Source organism: Streptomyces sp. NPDC091649, from assembly GCF_044756785.1.
Lineage (GTDB): Bacteria > Actinomycetota > Actinomycetes > Streptomycetales > Streptomycetaceae > Streptomyces.
The window spans coordinates 881,644-896,267 of the sequence record NZ_JBIVTR010000001.1; the positions used below are offsets into that span (position 1 = coordinate 881,644).

Consider the following 14,624-nt stretch of genomic DNA (forward strand, 5'->3'; position numbering starts at 1 on the left):
TCCCCGGGGAGCGCCCGGCATGGCAGCCCCGGCGGCGCGACCCGGCCCCGGCCCACGCCCCCCCGGGACACCCCGGGCGTTCACGGGCGGCTGCCGCGCAGCCTTCGCCGGTCGTGCGCCGGCTTCGGCGGGGAGTCCGCGAGCCGGACGACCCCGCCGTCCCGGCCCGCCACCACAGGGGCCGGCGAACGGGCGGCCTTGGCCCGGTACTGGGCCGCGTCCGCGAGCCGGAACAGCCGCCGGGCCGAACGCACCGGGCCGATCGGGTCGCCGGTCGAAGCGACCCCGCAGGCCACCCCGTCACCCAGTTCGATCACCGCCGCCCGGTCGCACAGCTCGGTGGCGACGCCGACCACCGCGTCGGCCGGGGGGCCGGCCGCCAGCAGGCAGAACTCGTCGCCGCCGAGGCGGGCCGCGAGCGCCTCCGGCAGCATCGCCCCGCACAGGGACAGCACGGAGCCGAAACGTTCCAGCAGACGGTCGCCGACGGCGTGGCCGTGGGTGTCGTTCACCGCCTTGAGGCCGTTGAGGTCGCACACGACGAGGCTGACCACCGTGTTGTCGACGCGGTGCCGCTCGATGGCCTCGTCGAGCCGGATGTCGACCGCGCGGCGGTTGGCCAGACCCGTCAGCGGGTCGGTGAAGGCCAGCTTGCGGACCTCCTCCAGCCGTTCGGTCTGGGCGATCCCGGCGGCCACGACGGCGGCGAGCACGGTCGCGAAGTCCGCGTCGGCCCGGTCGAAGACGGGCTGCCCGGCCGGCCGCGCCACGTACAGCTCGCCCCACGCCCGGCCGTGGAGCACGATCGGCGCGACCACGCAGCAGCCCCGGCCGCGCCGCCGCAGCGCGGCGACCCGCTGGTGGCAGTACGGGCGAGTGCCGCGCGCCGGTCCGCCCGCGCCGGACAGCCCGTCGGCGGTCTCCACCCAGGCGTCGGGCTCACCGCCGCCGGCCCAGCGCTCGTGCAGGAATTCGGTGATCTCCGGGAACTCGTGGACCGGGTACGCCTCCTCCTCGGGGAACTCCTCCTCCCCTTCGGCCCGTTGCCCCGCGTTCACCAGCACCCGCAGCCTGCCCCGACCCCGCTCCCACACCGAGAGCGCGGCGAAGCTGCCGCTCAGCGCCTCGCAGGCGCCCAGCGCCGCAGCCCGCCACGACTCTCGCGGCGTGTAGGCCGCAGCCATGGTCTGCGCCAGCGAAACCACGGCCCGCAGCCGCGCATCGTCACCACCCATTTCTACAGCCTATGTAGATTTGTCCCCTTTTGATCAGTTTGATGCGTAACTAATTTCAACTATTTTTCCGCGCGCCGCTCACACTGTGTCATCGTCGCGCCATCGCTGTGCGTTCGGGGCTCACGCGCCGCACCTCCGGCCCCGCTCGCGCCGCACCTCCGGCCCCGCTCGCACCGCACCGTACGGCCCCGCTCGCACCGCACCGTCCGGTGCCCCTCACCGCACCGTCCGGTCTCACTCGCCGGGCCAGTCGGGGCGCCGCTTCTCGTTGAACGCGGCGACTCCCTCCGCCCGGTCCCCCGAGAAAGCGACCGACCGCCAGGCCGCGTCCTCCACCTCCAGGCCCGCCCGCAGATCCAGCCCGTGCCCCAGCCGGAGCGCCTTCTTCGCCGCCCGCAGCCCGACCGGCGAGTTGGCGGCCATCCGGCCGCCGAGCGCGAGGGCCTCCTCGCGGTCCCGCCCGGCCTCGACCAGCTCGTCCACCAGCCCCAGCGCGCGCGCCTCGGCGGCCTCGACCCGGCGGGCGCTGAACACCAGCTCGGCGGCGCGCGCCGCCCCCACCCGGCGCGGCAGCAGCTGCGTACCGCCGCCGCCCGGGATGACGCCCACGGACACCTCGGGCAGCCCGACCACGGCGGTGGCGTCGGCGACGATCACATCGCAGGCGAGGGCGAGTTCGAAGCCGCCGCCGAGGGCGAAGCCGTGCACGGAGGCGATCACCGGCATCGGCAGCTCCAGGACCCCGGTGTAGGCGGCGCGGGCGGTGGGCCGCTGGCGTACGAGGTCGGCGTCGGTGAAGGAGTTGCGCTCCTTGAGGTCCGCGCCCACGCAGAAGGCCCGGTCGTGGCTGGAGGTCAGGACGGTGACCCGGACGTCCCGGTCGGCGCCGAGCGCCTCGCAGGCCGCGGCGAGCGATCGGGCCATGTCGGTGGAGACGGCGTTCATGGCCTTCGGCCGGTCGAGGACCAGCTCGGCGACGTGGTCCTGCCCCTCGTGCCGCCGTACGACGACGAAATCCCCGTACCGCTGCTCGGACGTGACGGTCATGGCTGCACCCCTGTCATGGACGGCCTGTTAACGAGCGTTACCGCCACGGATCCTAGACACGAAGCCCCCGCCCGCGACAGGGCGGGCCGGGGGACGAGGACAGGGGCGGACGTGACGACCGGGACAGAGGTGGACGGCGGAGGCACGACGGCAGAGGCGCGGCGGCCGAAGTGCGACGGCAGAGGTGCGACGGCAGAGAGGCAGGACGGCAGAGGCGCGGCGAAGTGGTGGGCCGCGCTCAGGAGCCGGTCTTCCCGCGCCGGGCCAGCAGCCACGGCTCCACCACGCCGAGCCCGCGCACCGGACGCTGCCACATCGGCTGGAGCCCGAAGCGGTACGTCGGCAGCGGCGGCTCGTCGCCGGGCTCCAGGCCCTCCTTCTCGGCGACCCGGGCCCGCTCCGCCGCGGCCGCGGCGGCCTCGGCGGCCTGCGCCTCCGACTCCGGCGCGTCACCGTGCCGGACCAGCTCCTTGGCGAACGCCCCGTCGACCAGGACGGCGTCCTTCGGCGCTATCGAGGTGAGCCGGCTGGCGAGGTTCACCGTGGTGCCGAAGACATCGCCCATCCGGGTGGTGACCGTGCCGAAGGCGATGCCGACGCGCAGCGCGGGCATCGTCTCGTCCTGGGCCATCGCCTCGATCAGCCGGAGCGCTATCTCGGCGGCCGTGCCCGCCTCGTCGGCGGCGAAGAGGACCTCGTCGCCGAGGGTCTTGATGAGCCGTCCGCCGTGCGCGGCGACCAGGTCGGCGGCGGTCGTCTCGAAGGACTCGACGAGTTCGCCGAGCTCCTCCTCCTCCAGCCGCCGGGTCAGCCGGGTGAAGCCGACCAGGTCCGCGAAGCCGACGGCGAGCCGCCGGTCGACCATCTCCTCGTCGTCCGCGGCCTGCACGACCCGGCCGGTGGCGGCGGCCAGCTGGCGCCGCCACACGTAGACGAGGAACTCCTGGAGCTCCGGGAGCAGCAGCTCGACCAGCGGATACGTGACCTCGGTGCGGGTCATGCCGGGCTCGGGCGGCTCGGTCAGGCCCTCCAGGAACGAGTCGATCTGCCACTCGGCCAGCCGGGCGGTGGTCTGCCCGGTGGAGCGGGCGACCTGGATCGCCATCGGCTCGCTCAGCAGCCCCGCCTCGACGAGACCGGCGAGCCGCCGCAGGGCCAGCACGTCGGCCTCGGTGAGCGCCTTGGCCTGACCGATGTCGGCGAAGCCCATGGCCCGCCAGAACCGGGAGGCCAGGTCCATGGAGACCCCGGCGGTGCGGGCCGCCTGGAAGGGCGTGTAGCGCCGGTCGGCGCCCAGGATCAGCGCTTCCAGGCGGATGGCGAGGGGGTCGTCCGTCGGTTCCACCGTGTGGTCGACCTCGTGGTGGGGTGTGGCGTGGACCGAGGAGTCCGACCCGGGCTCCTCACCCGCGCCGGAGGTGGTGTCGCCGACGGTCACCAGCCGCCTCCTGCCCGTTCCCTGCGCACTGCCCTGCCGATCTGTCGCTGGATCGCCTCAACGATACGGCAGGTGTGCCCCAGCTCACGTCCTTGGCCGTCCGTCACCGGTGCGTCGCGCGTGACATCTCAGGCATACGCGGTATCCGGCGGTGCGCCGGCCGGGAGCCGGGGGCCGCCTCACGTCAGGCCGCCGGCCGCGCCCCGCAGGTGGACGATGTCCCCGGCCGACACCGGCTGCTGGAGTCCGCCTTCGGTGGAGAGGACGAGGCGCCCGTCCCCGTCGATCGCGACGGCCTCGCCGACCAGGGACGCACCCCCCGGGAGCTCGGCCCGCACGGTCCGGTCCAGCGTCGCGCAGCCCGCCGCGTAGGCGGCCTGGAGCCCGCTCGCGGCGGCGTCACCGCCGGCCGCCTTCCACCGGCCGTACCAGTGCTCCAGCGAGCGCAGGACGGCGCGCAGCAGGGTCTCCCGGTCGGTGGAGACCGCTCCGGCGAGCGCCAGTGAACCGGCGGTGGGGGCGGGCAGCTCGTCGGCGCGGAGCGAGACGTTGACGCCCAGCCCGACGACGATGCCGTCTCCGGCGAACTCGCCGAGGATGCCGCCCGTCTTGCGTTCCTCGCCCGGCGGGGCCTCTCCTGGACGGGGCTTGTCGGAGCCCTTGGGGATCACGACCAGCAGGTCGTTGGGCCATTTCAGCGACATGTCGACACCCGCCGACTTCGCGAGCCCGGTCGCGGCGGCGACCCCGGCCAGCAGCGGCAACCACCCCCACCGCTCCACGGGGATGTCGCCGGGCTCCAGGTGCACCGAGAGGAACAGCCCGGAGCGGGGCGGCGCGGTCCAGGTCCGCTCCAGCCGTCCGCGCCCGGCCGTCTGCTCCTCGGCGACCAGGACCGTGCCCTCGCCCGCCGCGCCGCTACGGGCCCGGGCGGCGAGGTCGGTGTTGGTGGACCCGGTGGACTCCACCACCTCCAGGGACGTCCACAGCGCGTCCGGCCGCAGCAGCCCGCGCCGCAGCGCCGTCACGTTGAGGGGCGGCCGGTCGAGGTCCGACCAGCGGTTGTGTGGCGCATCCGGTGGTGTCATGCAACCCAGCCTAGGTGTGGCAAAGGACGCACTGCCTTTCCGGAGACGCGCCGATACCCTACGAGTCAGTAGCCAGAGCCGGACTGACGGCTGGCCGTCCCCCCGTGACCGGTCCCAGACGTCGTCCCCGTGACCAGGCAGGGAGCCGCCCCCCGATGTCCGAGCCGCTAAGCGACATCCACACCACCGCGGGCAAGCTCGCGGACCTGACGCGCCGCATCGACGAAGCGACGCACGCCGGTTCGGCCCGCGCGGTCGAGAAGCAGCACGCCAAGGGCAAGCTGACCGCCCGCGAGCGGGTCGAGCTGCTCCTGGACGAGGGCTCCTTCGTGGAGCTCGACGAGTTCGCCCGGCACCGCTCCACCAACTTCGGCATCGAGAAGAACCGCCCGTACGGGGACGGAGTCGTCACCGGTTACGGCACGGTCGACGGCCGCCCGGTCTGCGTGTACTCGCAGGACTTCACCATCTTCGGCGGTTCGCTCGGCGAGGTCTACGGCGAGAAGATCGTCAAGGTCATGGACTTCGCGCTGAAGACCGGCTGCCCGGTCATCGGCATCAACGACGGCGGCGGCGCGCGTATCCAGGAAGGCGTCGCCGCGCTCGGCCTGTTCGCCGAGATCTTCCGCCGCAACGTGCACGCCTCCGGGGTGATCCCGCAGATCTCGCTGATCGTCGGCCCGTGCGCGGGCGGCGCGGTCTACTCCCCCGCGATCACCGACTTCACGGTGATGGTCGACCAGACCTCCCACATGTTCATCACCGGTCCCGACGTCATCAAGACGGTCACCGGCGAGGACGTCGGCTTCGAGGAGCTGGGCGGCGCCCGTACGCACAACACCACCTCCGGGGTGGCGCACCACATGGCGGGCGACGAGAAGGACGCCATCGAGTACGTCAAGTCGCTGCTGTCCTACCTCCCTTCGAACAACCTGTCCGAGGCCCCGGCCTTCCCGGAGGAGGCGGACCTCGCCACCACCGACGAGGACCGCGAGCTGGACACGCTCATCCCGGACTCGGCGAACCAGCCGTACGACATGCACACCGCGATCGAGCACGTGCTGGACGACGCGGAGTTCCTGGAGACCCAGGCCCTGTTCGCGCCGAACATCATCACCGGCTTCGGCCGGGTCGAGGGCCACCCGGTCGGCATCGTCGCCAACCAGCCGATGCAGTTCGCCGGCTGCCTGGACATCGACGCCAGCGAGAAGGCGGCGCGCTTCGTCCGCACCTGCGACGCGTTCAACGTGCCCGTCATCACCTTCGTGGACGTGCCGGGCTTCCTGCCGGGCGTCGACCAGGAGTACGGCGGCATCATCCGGCGCGGCGCGAAGCTGATCTACGCCTACGCGGAGGCGACGGTCCCGCTGATCACCGTCATCACCCGCAAGGCGTTCGGCGGCGCGTACGACGTGATGGGCTCCAAGCACCTGGGCGCGGACCTGAACGTGGCCTGGCCGACCGCGCAGATCGCCGTCATGGGGGCGCAGGGCGCGGTGAACATCCTGCACCGGCGGACCATCGCCGCCGCCGAGGACCCGGACGCCACGCGCGCGGAGCTGATGACGGCGTACGAGGACGCGCTGCTCAACCCGTACGTGGCGGCCGAGCGCGGCTACGTCGACGCGGTGATCATGCCGTCCGACACCCGGGCCCATATCGTCAAGGGGCTGCGTCAGCTGCGTACGAAGCGGGAATCCCTGCCTCCGAAGAAGCACGGCAACATCCCGCTCTAACCGCAGCCGTACGTTCGCCCGTTCGCAGAAAGGTCTGCCCATGATCAAGGTCGTACGGGGCAACCCCACCCCGGAGGAGCTGGCCGCCGCACTGGCGGTGGTCCGGGCTCGCGCCGCGGCGGCGTCCGCCGTGTCGTCCGGAGCGCCGCTGCCGCCCGAGCAGTGGTCCGACCCGGGCCGCATCGCCCGCACCGGCCGCCCCAGGCCCGGCCCCCGGGCGTGGGCCCGGACGTACTGGCCGGTCTGACCCGTCGGAACACCCGCGAGCCGCCCCCGTGCACACGGGGGCGGCATTGAGTACCCGTACTCAGGCGTGGGCGCGGGCGGCGGAGCAGGATCGGAGGCATGCTCTGGTCCGACCCCGAGAACAAGCCGCCGAAGGAACTGCGCGACGCCCAGGCCATGCTGCGCCGCGCGGGGCTCCTGCTGGCGCTGGCGATGCTGGTGGCGATGTTCGTGCTGGGCATTGGCTGAGTCCCGGGGGCCGGGGGCGCCCCCGGCTTCCCCGGCGGGCCCGGTGGGTCCCCGGCGGGATGGGGGTCCGGCCCCGGCCCTTCTACGATGGCCCGTATGACTGATCAGCGCCGTCTCGTGCTCGCCTCCGCCTCCCCCGCCCGTCTCGGTCTGCTGCGCCAGGCCGGGTTCGCCCCCGAGGTGATCGTCAGCGGTGTGGACGAGGACTCCCTGAGCGCACCGGCCCCCGCCGACCTGGCGCTCGTGCTGGCCCGGGCCAAGGCGGGGGCGGTCGCGGAGCGCCCCGAGGCGGCGGGCGCCCTGGTCATCGGCTGCGACTCGGTGCTGGAGCTGGACGGCCAGGCCCTGGGCAAGCCGGCCGACGCCGAGGAGGCCACCGCCCGCTGGAAGTCGATGCGCGGCCGGTCGGGGATTCTGCGGACGGGGCACAGCGTGATCGACACCGCCTCCGGCCGTACGGCCTCGGAGACCGCCTCCACGGTCGTGCGGTTCGGCGAGCCGAGCGACGCCGAGGTGGCCGCCTACGTCGCCTCGGGGGAACCGCTCCATGTCGCGGGTGCGTTCACCCTGGACGGCCGCTCGGCGCCGTTCGTCGACTCCATCGAGGGCGACCACGGCAATGTCATCGGGCTCTCGCTGCCGCTGCTGCGCCGCCTCCTGGGCGAGCTGGGCGTCCCGGTCACGGAGCTGTGGGTCTGAGGGACACCGGCTCGGGGGGGGCGGCTGGGGAGCGGCTCAGGCCGACGCCGCGACCGCCTCCTCGCCCGCCCGCCCGTCGGCCCGGGGCTCGGGCCCGTACGCCAGCAGGGTGAGCACCAGCAGGGCCAGGACGAGCATCATGAGGGCGAAGGCGTCCCAGCCCACCAGGCCGACGGTGACCGCCCCGAGAACACCGTGCACGACCGCGCAGCCGGTCAGGACGATCCGCCCGACCCGCCCCGGGGCGCGGTCGCGGGCACCGGACAGCAGCGCGATGAGCCCGCACAGGACCAGCAGCAGCCCGAAGACTCCGCCCATCGCCCAGGTGCCGGCCGACATCGCGTCCGGGTCCAGGCCCGCGAGCGACATCTGCTGGTTCTTCGCGACCGTGGCCAGGACGGCGTTGATGAGCACGATGCCCACCGCCTCCCCGAACAACACGAGCGCGGTCACGATCGCCACCGGTCTGCGCATGACGGAGCCACCCCCCTGTTACCTGCAGTACGTGCGTAGCGCGGACCCTACTCATGGGTATTCCCGCGGACAAGGGGATGGGCCGGTCCGTACGCCGGGCAAAGAATCCATCGGCCGTTCGTAGGAACTCCACAAAGAAACGCCGTCAGGCGTTGACCCTAAAGACAGAGACCTGCACCACACCCGATGGTTACTGTGCGGTTGAGGATCGCGGCGTACCGTGGTGCCACAAGGGATTTCACTACTGGGGCAAGCCTCGGATCACACTCCGTGTGGGCAAGCTCACCATTGGGGACGGGTCGTACGGCCGTGTCGGTAGTCCCTAAACTCAGCTTGTTTCGAGGAGGGAGTCATCGTGCGCAAGGTGCTCATCGCCAACCGTGGCGAAATCGCTGTCCGCGTTGCTCGGGCGTGCCGGGACGCGGGGATCGCGAGTGTCGCGGTCTACGCCGAGCCGGACCGGGACGCACTGCATGTCCGGGCCGCAGACGAGGCGTTCGCCCTGGGCGGTGACACCCCGGCCGCCAGCTACCTGGACATGGCCAAGGTGCTGCGGGCCGCCGCGGACTCCGGGGCGGACGCGATCCACCCCGGTTACGGATTCCTGTCGGAGAACGCGGAGTTCGCCCAGGCCGTCCTGGACGCCGGGCTGACCTGGATCGGCCCGCCCCCGCAGGCCATCCGCGATCTCGGCGACAAGGTCGCCGCCCGGCACATCGCCCAGCGCGCGGGCGCCCCGCTGGTGGCCGGCACCCCGGACCCGGTCTCCGGGTCCGACGAGGTCGTCGCGTTCGCCGAGGAGAACGGGCTGCCCATCGCGATCAAGGCCGCCTTCGGCGGCGGCGGGCGCGGTCTGAAGGTGGCCCGCACCCTGGAGGAGATCCCGGAGCTGTACGACTCCGCGGTCCGCGAGGCCGTCGCGGCGTTCGGCCGGGGCGAGTGCTTCGTCGAGCGCTACCTCGACAAGCCGCGCCACGTGGAGACCCAGTGCCTGGCCGACCAGCACGGCAACGTGGTCGTCGTCTCGACCCGTGACTGCTCGCTCCAGCGCCGCCACCAGAAGCTCGTCGAGGAGGCCCCGGCCCCCTTCCTCTCGCAGGCGCAGAACGACGAGCTGTACGCGGCGTCCAAGGCGATCCTCAAGGAGGCCGGCTACGTCGGCGCCGGGACGGTCGAGTTCCTCGTCGGCGTCGACGGCACGATCTCCTTCCTGGAGGTCAACACCCGCCTCCAGGTCGAGCACCCGGTCACCGAAGAGGTCACGGGCATCGACCTCGTACGCGAGATGTTCCGCATCGCCGACGGCGAGGAGCTCGGCTACGGCGACCCCGCGGTGCGCGGTCACTCCTTCGAGTTCCGCATCAACGGCGAGGACCCGGGCCGGGGCTTCCTGCCCGCCCCCGGCACCGTCACCGCCTTCGCCCCGCCGACCGGCCCCGGCGTCCGCCTGGACGCGGGCGTCGAGTCCGGCTCGGTCATCGGCCCGGCCTGGGACTCGCTGCTCGCGAAGCTCATCGTCACCGGCGCGACCCGCGAGCAGGCGCTCCAGCGCGCCGCCCGCGCGCTCGCCGAGTTCACGGTCGAGGGCATGGCCACCGCCATTCCGTTCCACCGGGCCGTCGTCGCCGACCCCGCCTTCACCGCCGACCCGTTCACCGTGCACACGCGGTGGATCGAGACCGAGTTCGTCAACGACATCAAGCCCTTCGCCGCACCCGCCGACACGGACGCGGAGGACGAGGCCGGACGGGAGACCGTCGTCGTCGAGGTCGGCGGCAAGCGCCTGGAGGTCTCGCTGCCCTCCTCGCTGGGCATGTCGCTGGCCCGCACCGGCCTCGCCGCCGGCGCGAAGCCGAAGCGCCGCGCCGCGAAGAAGGCCGGCTCGGCCGCCTCGGGCGACTCCCTCGCCTCGCCCATGCAGGGCACCATCGTCAAGATCGCGGTGGAGGAGGGCCAGGAGGTCAAGGAGGGCGACCTCGTCGTCGTCCTGGAGGCCATGAAGATGGAGCAGCCGCTCAACGCGCACCGCTCCGGCACCGTCAAGGGCCTCACCGCCGAGGTCGGCGCCTCCGTGACGTCCGGCGCCCTGATCTGCGAGATCAAGGACTGACCGTCCCGCACGCCCCGAAGGGGCCCGTACCGTGTCGCCACGACACGGTACGGGCCCCTTCGCCGCCGGGGCCCCTTCGCCGCCGGGCGGCCGGGCGCCGGGCGCCGGATCGATCGCCGCCACGGTGCCGCCCGGCCCCGTCCCCGCGGCCCCGGCTCCTCGCCACCGCGCCCTTCGGCCCCGCCACCCGCGGCACGGACTCCTCGCCCCCGTGGCGCCGGTCTCCGTCACCGTGGCATCGGCCCTCCGCCGCAGTGGCATCCTGGAACCCACCAGGGGCCGAGGGTCCGAGTGGTCAGAAGGGTCCGAGGACCGAGGGAGGGGCGGAAGTCATGGCAGGGGCGATCCCCATGGAGACAAGCCCGGCACAGCCGCCGGCCCGGCCGATGCGCGCGGACGCTCGCCGGAACCACGACCGGCTGGTGGGCGAGGCGCGCAGGTCCTTCGCCGAGCACGGTACGGACGCCTCGCTGGAGGACATCGCCCGGCGGGCGGGCGTGGGCATCGGCACCCTCTACCGGCACTTCCCGAACCGGAACGCCCTGATGAACGCGGTGTTCCAGGACGCCCTGTGCTCGATCCTGGAGCGCTCCCGGGAGCTGGCGGCGGCGGAAACGCCGTGCCGGGCACTGGTGGACTGGCTGCGCGCCATCATCACTCATGCGGGTGAGTACCGCGGCCTGGCCCACGGCCTGATGTCCGCCTCGCGCGACGAGACCTCGGCACTCGCGCAGTGCCATCTGCCGCTGAGGGAGGCGGGCTCGGGACTGCTGCGCCGGGCCCAGGACAGCGGGGCGGTGCGGGCCGACGTCTCGATCGACGATCTGCTTCAGCTCACCAACGCGATCGCCCTGGCGGCCGAGCAGTCGCCCGACGACCCGGAACTGGCGGACCGGCTGCTGCGGCTGACGCTGCGCGGGCTGAAGTAGCGGGACCGCCCGCCGGCGGCTTCGGCGTTCCGGCAGCGCGGAACCGGGGGCGGCGCCCCGGCCGGGGGCTACCGCCGCCGGAGGTCCGCGACCCGCGCCCGCTCTGCCGGGACGTCCGCGAGCGCGGAGGCGCTGCGGAGCTGCGGCCCGAGGCCGCCGTTCGGCGTGCGCCGCTGACCGGGCAGCGGCATGTCACGACGGGGCCGGCGCCCCGGAGGGGTGCCGTCACCGCCGGTCGCGTCCGCCTCCGGACCGGCCACCGTGATCTCCACGCCCTGGTCCGCCAGGGACTGGAGTTCGGCGGCGGCCCGCTCGTCGTGGAGCGGCGGTTCGTCCGTCACCAGGCGGGTGATCAGCTCGGTGGGCACCGTCTGGAACATGGTGTCCGAGCCGAGCTTGGTGTGGTCCGCCAGGACCACCACCTCGGCGGCGGCCTGCACGAGAGCACGGTCGACGCTGGCCGAGAGCATGTTGGAGGTGGACAGGCCACGCTCCGCCGTGAGGCCGCTCCCGGAGAGGAAGGCCCGGGAGACCCGCAGCCCTTGGAGGGACTGCTCGGCCCCGCTGCCCACCAGCGCGTAGTTGCTCCCGCGCAGGGTGCCGCCGGTCATGACGACTTCGACCCGGTTGGCATGGGCCAGGGCCTGGGCGACCAGCAGCGAGTTGGTGACGACGGTCAGGCCGGGGACCCGCGCGAGCCGGCGGGCCAGCTCCTGCGTGGTCGTGCCGGCGCCGACCACGATGGCCTCGCCCTCGCCGACGAGACCCGCGGCCAGGTCGGCGATGGCCGTCTTCTCCGCGGTGGAGAGATGGGATTTCTGCGGAAAGCCGGACTCCCGCGTAAAACCGCCCGGCAAGACCGCACCGCCGTGCCGGCGGTCGAGGAGTCCTTCTGCCTCCAGTGCCCGCACGTCCCGCCGTACGGTCACTTCGGAGGTCTGGACGACGCGGGCGAGCTCACGGAGCGATACCGCCCCGTTGGCACGCACCATTTCGAGGATCAACTGACGACGTTCTGCAGCGAACACGAAACTGACAGTAACCTGGCTGCCGATGGGTTTTCAGCAGTTTGCACCGAATAACGGAAGTTGTACTTCAAAGGGGCCTCCCAGTGGTATAGGAGGCCCCTTCACCGTTCGGCGGGGACCGCCGGTCACCGCACCGCCCGGACGGCCGTCAGGTCGCGGCCAGCCGCCGGAGACTCCGGGCGGCCCGGGTCTCAGCCCTCGTCCGTGAGCTTCCGGGTGTGCAGCTGCCGGGCCACTTCGGCGATCGATCCCGACAGGGACGGATACACGGTGAAGGCGTTGGCGATCTGCTCCACCGTCAGATTGTTGTCGACCGCGAGCGAGATGGGGTGGATCAGCTCGCTGGCGCGCGGCGCGACCACGCAGCCGCCGACCACGATCCCCGTACCGGGACGGCAGAAGATCTTGACGAAGCCGTCGCGGATGCCCTGCATCTTGGCGCGCGGGTTGCGCAGCAGCGGCAGCTTCACCACCCGCGCCTCGATCTTGCCCGCGTCGACCTCGGCCTGGCTGTAGCCGACGGTGGCGATCTCCGGGTCGGTGAAGACGTTGGCGGAGACGGCCTTGAGGTTCAGCGGGGCGACCGCGTCGCCCAGGAAGTGGTACATCGCGATCCGGCCCTGCATCGCGGCGACCGAGGCGAGCGCGAAGATGCCGGTGACGTCGCCGGCCGCGTAGACGCCGGGGGCGCTGGTGCGCGAGACCCGGTCGGTGAGGACGTGCCCGGAGTCCTTGAGCCGTACGCCGGCCTCCTCCAGGCCCATGCCCGCGGTGTTCGGGATCGCGCCGACCGCCATCAGGCAGTGCGAGCCGCTGATGACCCGGCCGTCGGCCAGCGTCACCTCGACCCGGTCGCCGACGCGCTTGGCGGACTGGGCGCGGGAGCGGGCCATGACGTTCATCCCGCGCCGGCGGAAGACGTCCTCCAGGACGGCGGCGGCGTCCGGGTCCTCCCCGGGCAGCACGCGGTCCCGGGAGGAGACGAGGGTGACGCGCGAGCCGAGCGCCTGGTAGGCCCCGGCGAACTCGGCGCCGGTGACACCCGACCCGACGACGATCAGCTCCTCGGGGAGCTCGTCGAGGTCGTAGACCTGGGTCCAGTTCAGGATGCGCTCGCCGTCGGGCTGCGCGTCCGGGATCTCCCGGGGGTGGCCGCCGGTCGCTATCAGCACGGCGTCGGCGGTGAGCCGCTCCTCGGTGCCGTCGGCGGCGGTGACGACGACCTGGCGGGAGCCGTCGGTGGCCTGGAGCCCGTCGAGCCGGCCCCGGCCGCGCATCACGCGGGCGCCGGCCCGGGTGACGGAGGCGGTGATGTCGTGGGACTGGGCGAGCGCGAGGCGCTTGACCCGGCGGTTGACCTTGCCCAGGTCCACCCCCACGACCCGCGCGGCCTGCTCCACGTGCGGGGTGTCGTCCGCGACGATGATGCCCAGTTCCTCGTACGAGGAGTCGAAGGTGGTCATCACCTCGGCCGTCGCGATCAGGGTCTTCGATGGCACGCAGTCGGTGAGGACCGAGGCCCCGCCCAGACCGTCGCAGTCGACGACGGTCACCTCCGCGCCGAGCTGGGCGCCCACCAGGGCTGCCTCGTAGCCGCCGGGGCCGCCGCCGATGATCACGATCCGGGTCACGAAAAGTCCGCCTCGCGTTGTGTAACCCGCGGCCGTCCGCCACCCCGGCCGGGGGTCCGGGGGATCGCCCCGGGGGATGCAGTACGTACTCCATTGTCCCGCACCCGCCAAAGCGGTTCGCCCCGGGGCCCTCCATTCGGGAAAAAGAGCGTCCGCCGCACGGGGCCGGGCCGGCGAAAAGGGCTTCGCGGGCACGGCGCGCACTCCCCCGACCGGGGCCTTTGTCACAGGAACCGCCGCTCCCACGCCCACCTCCCGTACCCTCGGTCCCATGTCGCTCTACGCCGCGTACGCCGGCAACCTCGACGCGCGGCTCATGACCCGCCGCGCCCCGCATTCACCGATGCGCAGCACGGGCTGGCTCAACGGCTGGCGGCTGACCTTCGGCGGGGAGCAGATGGGCTGGGAGGGAGCGCTGGCCACCGTGGTGGAGGCGCCGCGCTCCCAGGTCTTCGTCGCGCTGTACGACCTGGCGCCGATGGACGAGGACTCCATGGACCGCTGGGAGGGCGTCGGGCTCGACATCTACCGGCGGATGCGGGTGCGGGTGCACACTCTGGACGGCGAGGAGCCGGCCTGGATGTACGTGCTGAACGGGTACGAGGGCGGGCTTCCCTCGGCGCGTTATCTGGGCGAGATCGCGGACGCCGCGGAATCCGCCGGCGCCCCTCACGACTACGCGATGGAACTGCGCAAGCGCCCCTGCTGACCAGGGCGTGATCCCCGCGGTCCGGG

General features: G+C 73.1%; 14 protein-coding genes. 7 read left to right on the forward strand and 7 right to left on the reverse strand.

Features of this window, described 5'->3' with window-relative positions; all coding sequences use genetic code 11:
* Positions 1-80: 80 nt before the first annotated feature.
* The 4 genes from ACIQMU_RS03835 to ACIQMU_RS03850 all read right to left on the reverse strand — a co-directional run bounded on the left by ACIQMU_RS03835 (position 81) and on the right by ACIQMU_RS03850 (position 4,808).
* Positions 81-1,235 carry a GGDEF domain-containing protein gene (locus tag ACIQMU_RS03835; RefSeq protein WP_352240405.1) on the reverse strand — a complete coding sequence of 385 codons (1,155 nt, stop codon included), beginning with the start codon at positions 1,233-1,235 and terminating at the stop codon, positions 81-83.
* Between the two features lie 234 nt (positions 1,236-1,469).
* A complete protein-coding gene (locus ACIQMU_RS03840) occupies positions 1,470-2,282 on the reverse strand; it encodes an enoyl-CoA hydratase-related protein (RefSeq protein WP_352240404.1) in 813 nt (270 codons plus the stop codon).
* A gap of 238 nt (positions 2,283-2,520) precedes the next feature.
* Positions 2,521-3,720: an adenylate/guanylate cyclase domain-containing protein gene (locus ACIQMU_RS03845; RefSeq protein WP_352240403.1), complete on the reverse strand. Its 1,200-nt coding sequence runs from the start codon at positions 3,718-3,720 to the stop codon at positions 2,521-2,523.
* A gap of 179 nt (positions 3,721-3,899) precedes the next feature.
* Complete coding sequence (locus ACIQMU_RS03850; RefSeq protein ID WP_402688157.1) at positions 3,900-4,808, reverse strand: biotin--[acetyl-CoA-carboxylase] ligase; 909 nt, start codon at positions 4,806-4,808, stop codon at positions 3,900-3,902.
* Positions 4,809-4,963: 155 nt separating this feature from the next.
* Between ACIQMU_RS03850 and ACIQMU_RS03855 the strand changes: the two genes are divergently transcribed.
* From ACIQMU_RS03855 to ACIQMU_RS03870, 4 genes are all read left to right on the forward strand, one after another.
* Positions 4,964-6,544, forward strand: coding sequence for an acyl-CoA carboxylase subunit beta (locus ACIQMU_RS03855; protein ID WP_352240401.1), 1,581 nt, complete (start codon positions 4,964-4,966; stop codon positions 6,542-6,544).
* Positions 6,545-6,584: 40 nt separating this feature from the next.
* Entirely contained in the window at positions 6,585-6,791 is a 207-nt protein-coding gene (locus ACIQMU_RS03860) for an acyl-CoA carboxylase epsilon subunit (protein ID WP_352240400.1), read from the forward strand.
* Between the two features lie 98 nt (positions 6,792-6,889).
* On the forward strand, positions 6,890-7,018 hold the full coding sequence (mmpB, locus tag ACIQMU_RS03865; protein ID WP_352240399.1) for a morphogenic membrane protein MmpB: 129 nt from the start codon (positions 6,890-6,892) through the stop codon (positions 7,016-7,018).
* A gap of 87 nt (positions 7,019-7,105) precedes the next feature.
* Positions 7,106-7,717, forward strand: a complete 612-nt coding sequence (locus ACIQMU_RS03870; protein ID WP_352240398.1) for a nucleoside triphosphate pyrophosphatase — start codon at positions 7,106-7,108, stop codon at positions 7,715-7,717.
* 36 nt (positions 7,718-7,753) lie between these two features.
* Here ACIQMU_RS03870 and ACIQMU_RS03875 read toward each other — a convergent pair whose 3' ends face one another.
* Positions 7,754-8,191, reverse strand: coding sequence for a hypothetical protein (locus ACIQMU_RS03875; RefSeq protein ID WP_352240397.1), 438 nt, complete (start codon positions 8,189-8,191; stop codon positions 7,754-7,756).
* A 355-nt stretch (positions 8,192-8,546) separates the two neighbouring features.
* Here ACIQMU_RS03875 and ACIQMU_RS03880 point away from each other — a divergent pair, with 355 nt between their 5' ends.
* Both ACIQMU_RS03880 and ACIQMU_RS03885 read left to right on the forward strand, forming a co-directional pair.
* Positions 8,547-10,301 (forward strand): biotin carboxylase N-terminal domain-containing protein, encoded by a 1,755-nt coding sequence (locus ACIQMU_RS03880; RefSeq protein WP_352240396.1) that lies wholly within the window; start codon positions 8,547-8,549, stop codon positions 10,299-10,301.
* Positions 10,302-10,633: 332 nt separating this feature from the next.
* Positions 10,634-11,230 (forward strand): helix-turn-helix domain-containing protein, encoded by a 597-nt coding sequence (locus ACIQMU_RS03885; protein WP_352240395.1) that lies wholly within the window; start codon positions 10,634-10,636, stop codon positions 11,228-11,230.
* Between the two features lie 68 nt (positions 11,231-11,298).
* On the opposite strand, the gene ACIQMU_RS03890 is transcribed toward ACIQMU_RS03885, so the two are convergent.
* On the reverse strand, positions 11,299-12,258 hold the full coding sequence (locus ACIQMU_RS03890) for a DeoR/GlpR family DNA-binding transcription regulator (RefSeq protein ID WP_352240394.1): 960 nt from the start codon (positions 12,256-12,258) through the stop codon (positions 11,299-11,301).
* A 191-nt stretch (positions 12,259-12,449) separates the two neighbouring features.
* Positions 12,450-13,889, reverse strand: coding sequence for an NAD(P)H-quinone dehydrogenase (locus ACIQMU_RS03895; RefSeq protein ID WP_352240393.1), 1,440 nt, complete (start codon positions 13,887-13,889; stop codon positions 12,450-12,452).
* Positions 13,890-14,160: 271 nt separating this feature from the next.
* Between ACIQMU_RS03895 and ACIQMU_RS03900 the strand changes: the two genes are divergently transcribed.
* A complete protein-coding gene (locus ACIQMU_RS03900) occupies positions 14,161-14,598 on the forward strand; it encodes a gamma-glutamylcyclotransferase (protein ID WP_352240392.1) in 438 nt (145 codons plus the stop codon).
* Positions 14,599-14,624: the final 26 nt, after the last annotated feature.